The organism is Fibrisoma montanum, assembly GCF_003583365.1.
Lineage (GTDB): Bacteria > Bacteroidota > Bacteroidia > Cytophagales > Spirosomataceae > Fibrisoma > Fibrisoma montanum.
Genome location: NZ_QXED01000007.1, coordinates 317,332 through 331,636 on the forward strand (window position 1 = coordinate 317,332; position 14,305 = coordinate 331,636).

Sequence of the window (14,305 nt, forward strand, 5' to 3'; positions counted from 1 at the left end):
CTATTTATAAACCAGAACACGAATGAAAACTGTATTGGCAGTTATTATGTTGGGAGTTACCCTGTCGGGTGGGGCACTCGCACAGACTCCACCGGAAGAGCTGGCGAAACGAACCGGTAAGGCGCAGATGGCCGTAGTCGAATTTTCGCCCAGCCCAAACGTAGCGGTGATATCGCCGGAAGCCAGGCGGCAGCTTCAGGCCAGCATTGCGTTCAGACTGATGAAAACCAACCGGATTCACGTTGTGGACGTCCGGCATACACGGGAAGCGTCGCAAGCCGACCTGACGGCGGTGAATGGTGCTTCGACGGCCGCTGCGGTGCGGGTCGGTAAGCAACTCCGGGTCAGTTACGTGCTGACGGGAACGGTTGACGAATATGACTCGAAAGGCTCGGCAACGCTCAAAATCCGGCTCGTTGAGGTGGCTACCGGAAAGGTCAGACACGCCGACGAACTATCGCACCAGACCACCGCTGTCATGTACAGCGGTGGTGATGCGGAAATGAAGGCGAAAGTACTGCTTCCGATTACGTTGAAGCTGGCCGATACGCTTGCGGCAGCAGCACTCTAAACATCTGCAACCATGACGTTTCATCAGATTCAACTCATCAAAGGCTCCTACCAGCTGGTAGCGGCCCTGCCCGCTGAGGCCGTAGGACAACTCTTCTACGACCGGTTATTTACCACTGCGCCGGAGGTTCGTCCCCTGTTCAGCCGTACGTCAGTACCCGAGCAGTCGAGGAAACTGCTGGCTACGCTGACCTACGTTATCACGCGGCTCGATCAGCTTGATAGTGTAGTGGCCGACGTAGAGGCCCTTGCCCGCCGACACGTACGTTACGGCGTTCAGGAGCACCACTACGATGCGGTCGGACAAGCCCTGCTCTGGACATTGGAACAGGGCCTGGGCAAAGCCTGGACACCGGAGGTACAGGCGGCCTGGCAGGCCTGTTACACGCTGCTGTCAGGTGCGATGCTTGACGCTACGCAACGGCCTGAGCACTTACCATCCCATACTCCGCACTAATCTACGTAGAAGCCTGGCTGACAGGTTGCGAAGCAGAGCCCGGTGCACATGATATGCACCGGGCTATTCTGATTGACAGCAAGAGCTCAAAAAACCAACCACTGGGGCTAAGAACGTACGAGTCATTCAGTGAAAGGAGGTGCCGGACTGCTGGCACCTCCTTTCACTGATGGTTCAGTTTTTTAAAGGCGATCACTCTTCACCCCTGGCGGTACTACGGACAACAGGGATCCGCATCAACGTGCCACAATCAGCAGTCCTAACCCAACTATGTAGCACAGCAGCATTCCATTCAACAACCCATTGACGCCTTTGGGTGCCGTGCGAAACTCGCGCCAGACGTAGATACCCCATAAAGCCGCCACCACCGTAGCGCCTTGTCCGAGTCCGTAGCTGATGGCAGGGCCGGCTTTATCGGATGCCAGAATGCTGAATGACATGCCCAGACACCAGATCATTCCCCCGAGCACGCCCGTCAGGTGGTTGCGCCCGCTGCCCCGGAAGTAATCGGCGTAGCTTACCGGCGTACCCACAAAAGGTCGGTACATGAGCAGCGTATTGAACAGAAAATTACTGGCCAGAATACCCAGCGCGAAGAACACAACCGCCGTGTAGGGGCTGAGCTTACCGGGTTCGGGCTGGTCGAAGTTTGGGAACATCGCCTGGGCCACGTAGCCGTAGAACAAGCCCATCAAACAGCCCGCTACCACCGACAACAGGAGCCCTTTAGTTGATACCCCGGCACCAGTCGTTTCGCGGTCAGCCGTGGCTGTGCGCCGGTAAGCAACCGCATTAAGCAAAATAGCTACTACAATCAGGGCCATCCCGCCGAAGAGTAGTCCGGCGCTGCCGACGGGCGCGTTGAGGTAGTTGACCACCACGCCGATAACTAGTGCGAGCCCAATCCCTACCGGAAACGCCACCGACATACCCGCAATGGCAATGGCCGCCACCAGCAGGATATTGGCCGCGTTGAACAGCACTCCGCCCCAGATCGCCGAACCTATGTTAGCCGTATCGGCCTGTTGCACGTCGACCCAAAACGACCGGCCACTGTCGCCGATGCTACCTAGCGTAAGAGCCAGTAGCAGGGCCAGGCCGACGATACCGAGGACGTAGTCCCAATAAAACAGCTCGAAACGCCAGTTACCCGCCGAGAGTTTCTGGGTATTGGCCCACGACCCCCAGCAAAGCATAGTAACTACGCAAAACAGTACGGCGGTGCCGTATGACTCGATGATGAACATGGTTCGGTTTGGGTTAGTAGCGGGCCAGAATGGGTTTATTGCCGAAAACGATCAGGTTTCGCAGGCGTACCGTCGCGTTCTTGTTCGGATTGAGCAGCTTCAACCGCAGCGTATGCGGGCCCGGCGCAAGCTGGTACTTCCACGTCAGGTCGTAGCGACGGCGGGTGAAACTGGCCGGCAAGCGGGCGGTCTCCAGTTTGGTATCGTCGACATACACCTCCACCTGAGCCGTGTAATCGCTTTCGTATTCGTACTGGCCCGTCTGTTTGTTTGGCTTGGCATCGCCACTGAGAACGAAGCCAATGCCGTCGAAACGGGTAGTGTACTCGTCGGTCAGGTCTTTATTGATACCGCTCTTTTCGGTAGGATAATGGCCGGTGAAATTCTGCTCCAGCCGGACAGGTTTAGGTGTCTGCACGGCAATCGTCACCTTGTCGCCGGTCACCTGCCCGCCATTCCGCCCGATGACCTGAAGCGCGTGTTTCATTCCGATGCCGTACACGTCATTGAGCGACATAGTGGTGTACTTAAAGTCAATGTCTTCAGCTTCTTTCAGGCCCAGCTTCCAGTCGGCGGGAATTTTGTCGTAGCCGAGCATCACGCCCAGGATACCGCCTGCCGAGGAGGGATTACAATCCGAATCCTGACCGGCCCGGGTGCTGATCTGCATGGTTTTGGTGTAGTCGCCCTGCCCGTAGAGCAACCCCAGCACGATGTAAGCCGAGTTAATTTTGGCGTCGATGTTGTAGGGAGCAAATACACCGTCAGAACAGCCCACGTCGTCGGCCCACTTACGCTGGATTTCAAGCCAGGTCCGTTTCCAGTCGTTGGGGTACTGCCCGTGCCACTTGATTACGTCGGCAATGCATTGGTGGAAGGTGCTTTGGGCCGGAATCGTTTTTAACCCCTCGCGCACCACGTAGTTGACATCGTTGCTCACAAACGCCAGCGCATACATAGCTCCTACATACACCCCCCCGTACCAGCCATCACCGGAGTTCATAATGTGGCCGATCGAGTCACCAAGCTGCACGGCCGTGTTGGGCATACCGGGCGCCATCAGGCCGGAGAAGTCCGCTTCAATCTGGAAGTCGATATCGTCGGCGTGGGGGTTATTCAGCCAGTGGCCCGATTCGGGGGCTTTCATGCCATTGAGAATATTGTTGCGCCCTACCTGATTCGCGTGCCAGAGCATATACCCCGCTTTGGCAAAAGCGTTCGCGTGTTCGCTGACGGGCGCATCGATGCCTTTCTTCTCGAACACATCCACAAACGTCAGGTCCATGTACAGATCGTCGTACAGGCCTACGTTTTCAATCATTGTTTTTTTGATGTAGCCGTCGTACCAGGGAATGGGCTGGTAGTCGTTCATCATGGTACCGTTGAATTTGAATTCGGTTGGCCCGCCGAAGGTACAGCCAATGACCTGGCCGGCCCAGCCCCCTTTGATTTTGTCCTGCAGCACTGCTTTGGTCATCGTGACGGTGGCCGGCACTCCGGCGGCCGGAGCGCCAGTGGCTGGCGCCTTTGGTTTGGGCTTAGGACCTAACGCCAGCAGGCTCAGGAGAGAAATAACGAGAAAAGAACGTAGTAACATGGTAGAGCGAACGAGTTTAGACGTAAATCAGACAGTCAGCAATGGCAACGAATCCACTTCGTGGCGGTACGGAAGCGAGGCCTGGGCGCCCATGCGGGTGACGGAGATGGACGCGGCTTTGCAGGCAAACGCCACCGCGTCGGTCAGGCTGCACCCCTCGGCCAGCGCGACCGCCAGGGCCCCGTTGAAGCAGTCGCCGGCTGCCGTTGTGTCCACCGCAGTGACGGGTGGAGCGGCTACCAGCGTACCAGCTTCCGACGCGTTGGACACAAAGGCTCCCCGCGCCCCCAGCGTAATGACGACGTTGGGCACACCCGCCTGATGCAGCGTTTGGGCCGCCTGACGAGCCGATTCCTCATCCACGACCCGTATGCCTGTCAGCAGTTCGGCCTCCGTTTCGTTGGGGGTGATGGCATACAGGCAGGCCAGCACCGCCGGGTCAAGCGGCTGAGCCGGGGCCGGGTTGAGGACCACGCGCATCCCGCGCTGGTGGCTCTGCCGAATGGCGTAGGCAACGGTAGGAATGGGCGTTTCCAGTTGCAGCAGCACCACAATTTCCTCTGGATTTGTGAGGGATGCCAGCGCCACGGCAACCTGTTGCTCGCCCAGCCGGGCGTTGGCCCCTGAGGCTACCATGATGCAGTTTTCTCCCCGGCTATCCACGCCAATCAGCGCTACGCCCGAGGGTTCGTCGGCATCGGTAGTAATGAAATCTCCCTGAATGCCTTCGCGCTCAAACTGCTGGAGCGCCTGCCGTCCGAATACGTCGTTGCCCACATTGGCTACGAACAGGACCGACGTTGGGGCGACCAGCGGGTCGGCACCAGGCCCAGGCAAACCCAGACGGGCAGCCGCTACGGCCTGATTGGCACCCTTTCCGCCGGGATTCATCAGAAACGAGCCGCCAATGACGGTCTCGCCGGGGGCAGGTAATTTATCGGCCTTAATGACCATATCGGTGTTGGAACTGCCGATGACACAAACAAAAGGCATAGGAGTAGGCGGTTGTTGAACAAACCTAGGGAATAATTGTACCCTGATAAGCCCAATTTTTAAGCTACCAGCTATTCCTAAATTAAGCTTCGTTTTACAAAATTGAGCAATTATTCATAAAATTAGGCTTTCTTTAGTCACAAATAGCTATTTCTACATGACTATCGAGGTGTTACATCCCATGGTCCATTCCCTTACCAAGTCTGAAAAGCGGTATTTCCGACTGGTAGCGGGACGGCAAACAGGCGATAAGCTGAACGCAGCCCGGCCAGACGTGGCCCGGCCAGACGCGACCCGTGGCTTTCTGCGGTTGTTCGACTGCCTGCTCCGTCACGAAACGCCCGGCGACGCCCTGACCACTGACCTGGACCGGGCGTTTCCCGGCGCTACACTCGAACCTGCCCGCAAACACCTCTACCGGGTGCTGATGCAAAGCCTGCGGCAGTTTGAAGGGGACAAACGCGTTGAGGTGCGGATCGGTCAGTTACTGCACGACAGTCAGATTCTTTACGAACGGGGCCTGGTGCAGTTCAGCCAGGACCAGCTGGAAAAAGCCCGCACGCTGGCCGAACAACACGAACGAGGGCTGTACGTCGTCGTAGCCGCCCGGCAGCAGGTAGAGCAGTGGGTGCGGTGGCAGTTCGACGGGGTTGATGAACCAACGCTGGCCAGTCAGCACGCGTTGATCCGGACCCAGCTCGAACGGACACAGACGGCTCTGCACCACGCAGCCCTCTACGAAACGCTGCTGCTCCGCTACCGAACCCAGGGTATGATGACGAGTGCCGCCGACAAACTCCGGCTCAACGATCTGCTCCTGGAAGAGTATCAACTGCTAAATCGCCATAGCCGAGTGGGTCCGCACGGGCGGTCGTTCGCCATGCAGCAACAGCATCTGCACTTTCAATCGGCCTACTTTCGCATGATTGGCGATGGGGCGGGCAGCCTGCGGGTGTACCGCGAATTAGACGCTCTATTTCAGCAGAACCCAACCCTGTGGGCCGAGCAGCCGCTCTATTATGTTCAACTGCTGGAAGGTATTCTGACCGATCTGCGGCTGCTGGAACAATACGCGGAGATGCCGTTTTTTATCGACCGACTGCGGCTCATTGACACGCCCCTGCAGGGACTGAAGCAGACCATTCCGTACGTTGTTCTGTACCATTCGCTGCTGTCGCTGGTCGACCAGCGTTGCTATGCCGATGCGGCCGCCTTACTCAATACGTTCCTGACCGATGCCCCGGCCTTTGAGCGTGGCCTGGCTCAACTGGCCCTGCCCGCGCGTACGGAATTTGAGTTGCTACTGGTTCGGCTCAACGTTGGTCAGGGGCAGTTGTCGGCGGGATTGCACCGGCTGAACCGCGTATTGGTCCGCCCCGCCCGGTCGCTGCCCCGCCCGTTGTACGCGCAAAGTCGGCTGATGAACCTCCTGCTCCACGCCCGGCTCGGCAACGCAGATTACCTGACCTACGCCCTGCGCTCGGTCGAGCGGAAGCTAAATGCCACCGGTAACGTATCGGGTGGCGAACAGCTTGTTTTAACCCTGCTCCGGCACTGGTTGACCGGAAAGCTGTCGGCTGCGGTACTCGCCCGGCTGGACGCGTTCAGCGGCTCCCCGGCCGATCACCAGTTACTGCGCGATCTGGACGTACGGCAATGGGCCGAACGCATGACTGACCGATATGGCCGGAAAACAACCTAACCGGAAGCATGTAAATGCTTTTCCAGTTAGGTTGTAAAGATTCCGGTAACTATACTTTTGAACCCATTACTTTTTCTTGACAGGCACAAAAAGTAATTTGAACGTGCTGCTTAAGCGTTTGGCGTTGTGTTAGCGCCACCTTAAAAAGCCCCTCAACTGATCGGAGCCTCAACCAGCGAATGACAAATGGTTTAGGCGACTCAGCCAATTAAATAGGTAATCAGATTGGACCAATCTGCAGAAGGACTTAGCGCTGCCCGCCAATGGTCAGGCCACCATCCACCAGAATACTTTGTCCCGTTACGAACGAGGCTGCGTCACTGCTGAGCCAATACACCAGTTCGGCTACTTCGTGCGGGTCCGCAAACCGACCCACAGGCGTTTGGTTGATGAGGGATTGGGCGGCCTCGCTGGCGGGGTCAAAATTGCGCCGAAACATGGGCGTAACGATATAACCGGGGTTGACGTTGTTGATCCGGATGCGCTGTCCACCCACTTCGATGGCCATGGGGCGAATCATCCCATCCAGGGCGGCCTTGGTAGCCGAATAGATACTCGACCCAGCCAAGGCACCGACTGCCAGCCACGAGGACATGTTGATAATCGAGCCACCGTCGCCTTGCCGAAGCATCTGCTGTACGGCATACTTGCTGGTCAGCCATACGCTCTTCAGGTTGGTATCAATGAGGGCATCCAGCTCGTCTTCGGGCGCGTCGACCAGGGGCTGAAAGGTACCTTCCTGACCAGCATTATTGACGACTACATCCAGCCGTCCGAGCCGTTCGACCGCAGTTTGTACGAGTCGTTGCACCTGTTCCCGCCGGGCTACGTCGGCCTGCACAAAGAAGATTTCCTCCCCGAACGCTTTAAGGTGATCGACAGCCTGCTGACCAACCTCGACCCGCCGACCCGCGATAACCACGCGACCTCCCCGTTGAAGAAACAATTCGGCGGTTGCCAGTCCAATGCCCGTAGCACCGCCCGTAATCAATACGGCTGGATTTTTCATGATAAGTTGGTGTTTGTTGATGAAGGAGGTAAACAGGCAGGCCGGGTTGCTGACCTGCCTGTCGCTGGATTAGCGTCTTACCGGGCGGGCGGCTGCTTCGATAAAGGGAGCCGGTAAGCCCTGAATACCGAGTTGGATCAGGCACCGCGGCCAGTCGAACTGATCCCAGTGTTCATAAAGTTGACCGTTCCGAATCGTCCAGATGTCGATCACATCAAATTCTAACCGCTGGCCTGACGGGGCTACCCCCAGAAAAGGGGCTCCCGTTACGTTACCTGTGATGGTCCAGCGCACCACAACCCGGTCTTCGGTGGCAAACACATCGCGGATGACTGCATTCAGGTTGGGGATCGCTTTGTAAAACTCCTCTACAAAGCCGATCAGCCCATCACGGCCCGGAGGAGCGATGGCGTTGTATTGCTGATAATCCGGCGAGACAGCCCGGGTAAAGCCAGCCGCCCGTGCCGCCGGCGTATCGGCGTTGAGGCCTTCTTCAAAAAAAGCGCGTCCTAAAGCAGCGTTGGCAGCTATAGTATCTGCGGCTTTAGGCTTAACGTTTTCCGTATCGTCGTTGCAGGCTGTAGCCCCTACCAGTAGGGAAATAGACAGAACGGCTGTCCGTAGCAGGAATGAGAAAGATGGCATGATTGTGTTGATTATGAGCTTGTTGATAAAATGCTGCAGCGCGTCGGACACGCTGCGCTGATTGACTTAGCCTTCGATAATTTGGTACGTCGTCTGAACGTTACCCCGCGTGGCGTTGCTGTATGCGCATACCGTCCTGGTCGCTTCGACCAGTTCTTCGGCTACTTCCCGGCTCACACCGGGTACCTGGATAAACAGATCGGCCGACAGGCCAAAACCACCTTCCTGCTGTAGCAGATGTACCTTGGCCGTTACGCTGACGTTCTTAACGTCTACGGGCAATTTGCGTTGGGAGGCTACAAAGGACAGGCTCTGACCAAAGCAGGCCGAAAACCCAGCCGCGAACAACTGCTCAGGATTGGTGGCTCCGCCGTTGCCCCCAATCTCTTTGGGAAAGGCCAGATTGACACTCAACAGGTTATCGGATGACTGGGCGTGACCGTTGCGGCCGCCATTGGTAGTTACTTCGGCTACGTAGAGCCCTTTACTGGTTTGCGTTTCCATGATTTTAGTTTGTTTAAACGATTGGTTGTATTGAAGAAAATTTGATTGCTTAGTACGTGAATGCCAGCGTCTGAGTGGCCAGCGTAGGGTAATCGGTGTAGCCATCAGCGCCACCGCCGTAGAGTCGCGCCCCGTTGACCTCGTTGAGGGGAGCCCCCTGCCTGAACCGCTCGACTAAATCCGGATTGGCCAGAAACGCCCGGCCGTAGGCGACCAGATCAGCCTGCCCGGCAGCGATGGCTTCGGTACCAGTTTCGAACGTGAGTCCGCCGTTGAGGATGATCGTTCCTCCGAACGTTTCGTTCATCCGGGCCAGAAAGTCAGCGGTGAAACCACCCGTACCGAACGTAGCCTGATTGAACAGATGGATGTAGGCCACGCCCAGCTTACGTAGTTCAGCCGCCAGGTAGAGGTATGTGGCTTCGGTTTCGGCATACGAAGGCTGATCGTGCAGATTGCCAAAGGGCGAGAACCGCACCCCGACGCGCCCCGCCCCCCAGACCTCAACGGTTGCTTTAGTCACTTCCAGGGTTAATCGGCTGCGGTTTTCGATCGAGCCGCCCCACTGGTCGGTGCGCTGATTCGTCAGTGGATTCAGGAACTGTTCTAAAAGATAGCCGTTGGCGCTGTGGACTTCAATCCCATCGAATTCGGCGGCCCTGGCGTGACGAGCAGCCTGTGCGAAGTCTGTGATGATACCGGGCACTTCTTCCGGAGCCAGCGCGCGTGGCTCGCCATACGGCACCTGCGTCAAGCTGCCATCGTAGGCGTAGATTGTCGCTTTGTACCCCTGAGCCGGTATGGCCGATGGCGCTACGTGAGGCTGACCGTTCGGTTGAAAATACGACAGCGACATACGGCCCGTGTGGAACAACTGAGCGAAGATGCGCCCTCCTGCCTGGTGTACGGCCTCGTTCACGCGCTTCCAGCCCACTACCTGGGGCAGAGTAAACAAGCCCGGTGCGTGAATGTAGCCGACGGCCTGGGGTGAAACGTGCGTGGCTTCGGAGATAATCAGACCGGCACTGGCCCGCTGGGCGTAGTAAGTAGCCATCAGGTCGGTCGGTACGTCGCCGGGCGCATTAGCGCGGTTGCGAGTCAAAGGGGCCATCACCATTCGGTTAGGCAATAACAGGTCACCGAGCCGATACGGCTCAAACAGAAGTTGCTGATTCATAAAAATTTAGTAGTTTGACTGGATGTGTAATGACGTTTGACTTAGACCGCCGTTGGTAGCGGAGCAATGCGGGCCGCCTGGGTGATAGCTTTTACAAATCGCTCGGGTGGCTGGGCGCCAACCAGCATGATCTGGTTGTTGAGAATGTAGGTGGGCACGCTGGTAATGTTCATAAACTGGTAGAGCCGTTGTTGGTGTCGAACCGTCGCGGTTCCTTCATCACTGGTCAGGAACTGATCAAGTTGCGAGGGCGACCACCCAAAAGGAGCCAGGACGGTGGCCAGTTGAGTAAGCTGAGTTAAATCCCGGTTGTCGGTGAAAAACGCCTTGAACAGAGCCAGCGCGAGTGTATCCTGGTACCCTTGCTGACCAGCTTTCCATAGCAAACGGTGCAGGAGGAACGTATTGGGTGAGTGCCGAATGGTATTGAAACGCAGGTCCATTCCTTCGGCCTGGCCGGTGCGGGCTACTTCGGCGAATATCGAATCGCGCCGTCGAACGGAACCGAACACCTGGGTCATGTGAGCGTGGCGTTCCACACCGCTTACGGGAATCTGCGGGAACAACTCGAACGGTTGCCAGCGAATCTGTGTTTCGACCTCGGGAATCTGACGCATTGCTTCCTCCAGCCGTCTTCGTCCGATGTAGCACCAGGGGCAAACCAGATCGGAGACTATATCAATCTGTACCGGATTCATCTTTGTAACGCTGACCGGTTTTGCTTTTTCGTTCCGTTCAACGATACAAAGTTGGCTTCATTACCTGTTGTCAATCAAGTAGTTACGAAATTGTGTGCCACTTACGAAAATAATAGTGTGCTGACTATGAGAAAGTTGAATTCGTCGAATTCGCAGAACCAACTGCAAATGATTACAAACTGCCCTCTGACCAGCAGCCTGATTCTGATCAATGGGCGCTGGAAGATGATTATCCTCTGGCAAATCAACGGTGGGATTATTCGCTTTGGTGAACTACGCCGGGCCATTCCCCTGATCACCGAGAAAATGCTGACTGATCAACTTCGGGAATTGGAACGCGACGGCTTTGTAGAGCGGGTCGTTTACCCCGAAGTACCACCCCGGGTAGAGTATTCGCTAACTCCGCTGGCTCAATCGCTGATACCTATCCTGGAGCAACTGCTCAACTGGGGGGAGCAGAACCAGGCCATAGATCGGGTGAAGCAGCACTATCTGAAGGCTGATGCAGACTAGTGGAAGCCAGTGAGTTCAGCGGAACCGGATAAACGAAGCATTACGTCTTGAAATCCGCTTCGGCGGCACGACCGAGATGCCGAAGCAAATCTGGCGCGTGAGTGGATCGAACTCCAGCAGGTTTTCCGCGTGACCGATGCCCGGAACGAATGCCCGCCCAGCGGGGGCAGGCTACTCCAGGTGATACGTCATCGGCGGGTCATTCGGCTGATTGATTATTAGCCACTACCCGGACGGTTGCTGGGCAATTCAGATCGGATGGATGAAATGGCAGCACGCGTTTTTCCGAGAGCCCGCAATCAATTGGGCAACGGTCTTTGGTATGCCCGTTTCAACATAGCGGCCCTTTCTGTAGCTTGCGATGCTGAATTACCCATCGTCCTGCATCTATGCCCAAAACCCTTTCGCTCCGCTCCGGTATCGGCAGCGTTTTATTCTGGTCCGTCATTTCGGCGGCTTTCATCGGTCCGGGTACGGTTACGACCTGCGCCATGGCCGGTTCTACCTTCGATCTCCAGTTACTCTGGGCCCTGACGTTCTCAACCTTCGGCACCATCCTGTTGCAGGAAGCAGCTGCCCGCCTTACGCTGGCATCGGGCCTTAGTCTGGGCGAAGTGATTGCCCGGTCGTACGGCGAAAAAGCCCGCTGGATTTCGGGGTTGCTGTTCGGGGCAGTGGCGCTGGGTTGTGCGGCCTATCAGGCCGGCAATATTCTGGGGGCGGTGTCGGGGTTAACCCTGCTGACCGGCGCGCCCGGGTCGATCCTGACTGTAGCCGTTGGCGCAGTTTGCATCCTGTTGTTGTGGCAGGGCTCCACCCGACTCATTGCCAATTTTCTCGGTCTGGTCGTGTTTGTGATGGGGGTAGCGTTTGCCTACGTAGCCCTCAACAGCGGACAATCGGCGGGCGCTTTTGGGGCGGCTCTGATCACCCCCTCGCTGCCCCCCAACTCGATGGTGCTGGTTATCGGGCTGATCGGCACCACCATCGTTCCCTATAATCTTTTTCTCGGCTCCGGCATCGGTCGCGATCAGTCGCTGGGCGAAATGCGGTGGGGTATCGGCCTGGCCGTGCTGATCGGCGGGCTGATTTCCATGACCATCCTCGTAGCGGGCACGCTCATTACCGGCGACTTTTCGTTCCAGACGGTGGCCCAGACGCTCTCGGCCCGGCTGGGTACCTGGGCCGGGGCCTTGTTTGCCTTTGGTTTGTTTGCGGCTGGTTTCACTTCGGCGCTTACGGCTCCGCTGGCGGCTGCCGTTACGGCCCAGAGCCTGCTGGGCTGGTCACCTACGTCGACCCCATACCGGCTGGTCTGGCTGGTGGTCATGGGCCTCGGACTCACGTTCGGGCTGCTGGGTGTCCGACCGGTTCCGGTAATCATTGCGGCTCAGGCGGCCAACGGTCTTCTGCTGCCGATCGTAACGGTATTTCTGTTCCAGGCCGTCAACAACAAACAGTTGCTGGACGAACGCTACCGTAATTCCCGCTGGCAGAACGTGGCCATGCTGCTGGTTGTCGGCGTTACGGCATTTCTGGGCCTTCGAAACGTTTGGCTGGCCTTGTCAGCGTGACCGGTAATCGTCCAGGATTCCCTGCGCCATCCAGTTAGCGAGCGCCTGTCGGTTACTGGCGATGACGAAGCGCCGTTGATCCTGCCGGTTCTGAATATTGCCCAATTCAATGAATACGGTGGGCGGGTGACTGTTTTTGACCACGTAGAGCGTATTTCGGGTCGATACGGTGCCCGAATACGGTCGACCGGGCTGATACCGCCGGTAGTTGGTCTGAAACCGTCGGTGAATATGCGTGGCCAGCCGCCGGCCGACGGCACTGCCGCTGTGGTGGTAAAAGAATACGTCGATGTTCTGCCCCTTGCTCCGGCTGTCGACGTGGATGGTGATCAGGCGCTGGTAGGCGCCCTTGTGCCGGGCGTATAACCGGTTCACGGCCGTTGTGGTCTGCCGGAGCCGGGCCGTCTGGTTGAGCGGAATCGGCTGATTTGGATAGGCCCGCTCGTCGCGGTCCAGCTTGAGCACCGCATCGTTCCGGATGCCGTCGTTGGGGTCTTTCACCATCATGTAAACCGTAGCGCCCTGCTGTTTCAGCAACTCAGACAGTCGGATCGTGACGTCATAGGCGTATTCATCTTCGGGCAGCAGAAACCGACCAAAGCGACCAATCGCCCCGGGATCCGGTCCGCCGTGGCCCGATGCCAGGTAGAACACAGCCCCACTGAGGGGTCGGCGACCAGCTTTCGTTGTCTTTTTTGCCGTTGCTTTCTGGCGCGTAGCAACTCCCGACCGTTTTTTTGGCTTTGGCTGTTTGCGTACCTGGCGCTTATTCGGTTGGTCGGCTATCGAACCCGGCAAAGCGGTTCGTTTCCAGGAACCCAACAGAGGTTCGTACCGACGGTCGCCGAAGTCCGGTCGCGGGCTTCGGAAAAATGGAAACAGAAGGAGTAAAACTAAAAGTCGTAGCAATACACTGGCTTCGTTAGTGGGCGGGGTGAACTGGCGAGTAACTCACCACGTGCCGAACGCAACGTACCCCGCAAACGCTCTACACATGAATCGGACAAAAGTAAGGGCAGGTAAGCCGGCAGCCAAACCGGTGCCTAAAAAGCGGTGTAACAGGCGATCGGCGGGTGAACGTAGTGTCAGGTTCCGCCCAAACAAAAAGCGGACGGATGATTGGCATCCGTCCGCATCGCAGATCATGTAGTTTTTAGGCCAGTGTGGCGTCAACGCTGATGCTGGTGTTCAGCAGTTTGGAAATAGGGCAGTTTTTCTCGGCATCCTCCACCAGCTCGTCGAATTTTGCCTGGTCCAGGCCCGGTACGCTGGCCTTAAGAGTCAGTTTTGAACTGGTAATACCGCTGTCTTCCAGGGTAATATCGCAACGAACGTCCAGTGAATCGGCCGCGAAACCAGCTCCCTGGATGTTGAACGCCAGCTTCATGGCAAAACAACCGGCATGCGCAGCCGCTACCAGTTCTTCGGGGTTCGTACCAACGCCATCCGCAAAACGTGTGTTGAACGAGTACTGCGTTTCATTCAGTACGGTGCTCGCCGATGTCAGGGTGCCTTTACCCTCTTTACCAGTTCCCGTCCAGTGGGCCGTTGCATTACGTGTAATTTTCATGAGGTTTACTTGGGATTTGTTTGCGATTTACTTTTGACCGAACAAAGGT

The 14,305-nt window shown here is 57.0% G+C and carries 15 protein-coding genes; 5 read left to right on the forward strand and 10 right to left on the reverse strand.

Annotated features, from left to right (window positions below; translation table 11 throughout):
- Nucleotides 1–22 precede the first annotated feature (22 nt).
- Both DYU11_RS23880 and DYU11_RS23885 read left to right on the forward strand, forming a co-directional pair.
- The gene (locus DYU11_RS23880; protein ID WP_147368024.1) at nucleotides 23–571 is read left to right on the forward strand and encodes a hypothetical protein; all 549 of its coding nucleotides are present in this window, start codon (nucleotides 23–25) and stop codon (nucleotides 569–571) included.
- Between the two features lie 12 nt (nucleotides 572–583).
- The gene (locus tag DYU11_RS23885; RefSeq protein ID WP_119670242.1) at nucleotides 584–1,027 is read left to right on the forward strand and encodes a globin family protein; all 444 of its coding nucleotides are present in this window, start codon (nucleotides 584–586) and stop codon (nucleotides 1,025–1,027) included.
- Nucleotides 1,028–1,263: 236 nt separating this feature from the next.
- Here the strand turns inward: DYU11_RS23885 and DYU11_RS23890 are convergent, their stop codons facing one another.
- From DYU11_RS23890 to rbsK, 3 genes are read right to left on the reverse strand one after another with little or no spacing between them, the layout of a single operon-like run.
- Nucleotides 1,264–2,274: a GRP family sugar transporter gene (locus DYU11_RS23890; RefSeq protein ID WP_119670243.1), complete on the reverse strand. Its 1,011-nt coding sequence runs from the start codon at nucleotides 2,272–2,274 to the stop codon at nucleotides 1,264–1,266.
- Nucleotides 2,275–2,287: 13 nt separating this feature from the next.
- Entirely contained in the window at nucleotides 2,288–3,871 is a 1,584-nt protein-coding gene (locus DYU11_RS23895; protein WP_119670244.1) for an ADP-ribosylglycohydrolase family protein, read from the reverse strand.
- A gap of 27 nt (nucleotides 3,872–3,898) precedes the next feature.
- Entirely contained in the window at nucleotides 3,899–4,864 is a 966-nt protein-coding gene (rbsK, locus tag DYU11_RS23900) for a ribokinase (protein WP_119670245.1), read from the reverse strand.
- A gap of 181 nt (nucleotides 4,865–5,045) precedes the next feature.
- Here rbsK and DYU11_RS23905 point away from each other — a divergent pair, with 181 nt between their 5' ends.
- The gene (locus DYU11_RS23905) at nucleotides 5,046–6,566 is read left to right on the forward strand and encodes a hypothetical protein (RefSeq protein ID WP_229366000.1); all 1,521 of its coding nucleotides are present in this window, start codon (nucleotides 5,046–5,048) and stop codon (nucleotides 6,564–6,566) included.
- 247 nt (nucleotides 6,567–6,813) lie between these two features.
- On the opposite strand, the gene DYU11_RS23910 is transcribed toward DYU11_RS23905, so the two are convergent.
- From DYU11_RS23910 to DYU11_RS23930, 5 genes are all read right to left on the reverse strand, one after another.
- Entirely contained in the window at nucleotides 6,814–7,575 is a 762-nt protein-coding gene (locus tag DYU11_RS23910) for an SDR family NAD(P)-dependent oxidoreductase (protein WP_119670247.1), read from the reverse strand.
- A 69-nt stretch (nucleotides 7,576–7,644) separates the two neighbouring features.
- Nucleotides 7,645–8,220, reverse strand: coding sequence for an ester cyclase (locus DYU11_RS23915; protein ID WP_119670353.1), 576 nt, complete (start codon nucleotides 8,218–8,220; stop codon nucleotides 7,645–7,647).
- Between the two features lie 66 nt (nucleotides 8,221–8,286).
- Nucleotides 8,287–8,724, reverse strand: coding sequence for an organic hydroperoxide resistance protein (locus DYU11_RS23920; RefSeq protein ID WP_119670248.1), 438 nt, complete (start codon nucleotides 8,722–8,724; stop codon nucleotides 8,287–8,289).
- Between the two features lie 49 nt (nucleotides 8,725–8,773).
- Entirely contained in the window at nucleotides 8,774–9,901 is a 1,128-nt protein-coding gene (locus tag DYU11_RS23925; RefSeq protein WP_119670249.1) for an alkene reductase, read from the reverse strand.
- A 41-nt stretch (nucleotides 9,902–9,942) separates the two neighbouring features.
- A complete protein-coding gene (locus tag DYU11_RS23930; protein WP_119670250.1) occupies nucleotides 9,943–10,599 on the reverse strand; it encodes a DsbA family oxidoreductase in 657 nt (218 codons plus the stop codon).
- A gap of 126 nt (nucleotides 10,600–10,725) precedes the next feature.
- Here DYU11_RS23930 and DYU11_RS23935 point away from each other — a divergent pair, with 126 nt between their 5' ends.
- Both DYU11_RS23935 and DYU11_RS23940 read left to right on the forward strand, forming a co-directional pair.
- Complete coding sequence (locus DYU11_RS23935) at nucleotides 10,726–11,112, forward strand: winged helix-turn-helix transcriptional regulator (protein WP_310589498.1); 387 nt, start codon at nucleotides 10,726–10,728, stop codon at nucleotides 11,110–11,112.
- A gap of 389 nt (nucleotides 11,113–11,501) precedes the next feature.
- Nucleotides 11,502–12,686 (forward strand): Nramp family divalent metal transporter, encoded by a 1,185-nt coding sequence (locus DYU11_RS23940; RefSeq protein ID WP_119670251.1) that lies wholly within the window; start codon nucleotides 11,502–11,504, stop codon nucleotides 12,684–12,686.
- Here the strand turns inward: DYU11_RS23940 and DYU11_RS23945 are convergent.
- Nucleotides 12,678–13,595, reverse strand: a complete 918-nt coding sequence (locus DYU11_RS23945) for an N-acetylmuramoyl-L-alanine amidase family protein (protein ID WP_229366002.1) — start codon at nucleotides 13,593–13,595, stop codon at nucleotides 12,678–12,680. The two genes, DYU11_RS23940 and DYU11_RS23945, sit on opposite strands and share 9 nt — an antisense overlap.
- Before the next feature lie 244 nt (nucleotides 13,596–13,839).
- Nucleotides 13,840–14,256 (reverse strand): OsmC family protein, encoded by a 417-nt coding sequence (locus DYU11_RS23950; RefSeq protein WP_119670253.1) that lies wholly within the window; start codon nucleotides 14,254–14,256, stop codon nucleotides 13,840–13,842.
- Nucleotides 14,257–14,305: the final 49 nt, after the last annotated feature.

Bases quoted from the DNA above. Each gene is read 5' to 3' on its own strand.
- DYU11_RS23880 (WP_147368024.1), top strand. From the start codon at position 23: ATGAAAACTGTATTGGCAGTTATTATGTTGGGAGTTACCCTGTCGGGT.
- DYU11_RS23885 (WP_119670242.1), top strand. From the start codon at position 584: ATGACGTTTCATCAGATTCAACTCATCAAAGGCTCCTACCAGCTGGTA.
- DYU11_RS23890 (WP_119670243.1), bottom strand. From the start codon at position 2,274: ATGTTCATCATCGAGTCATACGGCACCGCCGTACTGTTTTGCGTAGTT.
- DYU11_RS23895 (WP_119670244.1), bottom strand. From the start codon at position 3,871: ATGTTACTACGTTCTTTTCTCGTTATTTCTCTCCTGAGCCTGCTGGCG.
- rbsK (WP_119670245.1), bottom strand. From the start codon at position 4,864: ATGCCTTTTGTTTGTGTCATCGGCAGTTCCAACACCGATATGGTCATT.
- DYU11_RS23905 (WP_229366000.1), top strand. From the start codon at position 5,046: ATGGTCCATTCCCTTACCAAGTCTGAAAAGCGGTATTTCCGACTGGTA.
- DYU11_RS23910 (WP_119670247.1), bottom strand. From the start codon at position 7,575: ATGAAAAATCCAGCCGTATTGATTACGGGCGGTGCTACGGGCATTGGA.
- DYU11_RS23915 (WP_119670353.1), bottom strand. From the start codon at position 8,220: ATGCCATCTTTCTCATTCCTGCTACGGACAGCCGTTCTGTCTATTTCC.
- DYU11_RS23920 (WP_119670248.1), bottom strand. From the start codon at position 8,724: ATGGAAACGCAAACCAGTAAAGGGCTCTACGTAGCCGAAGTAACTACC.
- DYU11_RS23925 (WP_119670249.1), bottom strand. From the start codon at position 9,901: ATGAATCAGCAACTTCTGTTTGAGCCGTATCGGCTCGGTGACCTGTTA.
- DYU11_RS23930 (WP_119670250.1), bottom strand. From the start codon at position 10,599: ATGAATCCGGTACAGATTGATATAGTCTCCGATCTGGTTTGCCCCTGG.
- DYU11_RS23935 (WP_310589498.1), top strand. From the start codon at position 10,726: ATGAGAAAGTTGAATTCGTCGAATTCGCAGAACCAACTGCAAATGATT.
- DYU11_RS23940 (WP_119670251.1), top strand. From the start codon at position 11,502: ATGCCCAAAACCCTTTCGCTCCGCTCCGGTATCGGCAGCGTTTTATTC.
- DYU11_RS23950 (WP_119670253.1), bottom strand. From the start codon at position 14,256: ATGAAAATTACACGTAATGCAACGGCCCACTGGACGGGAACTGGTAAA.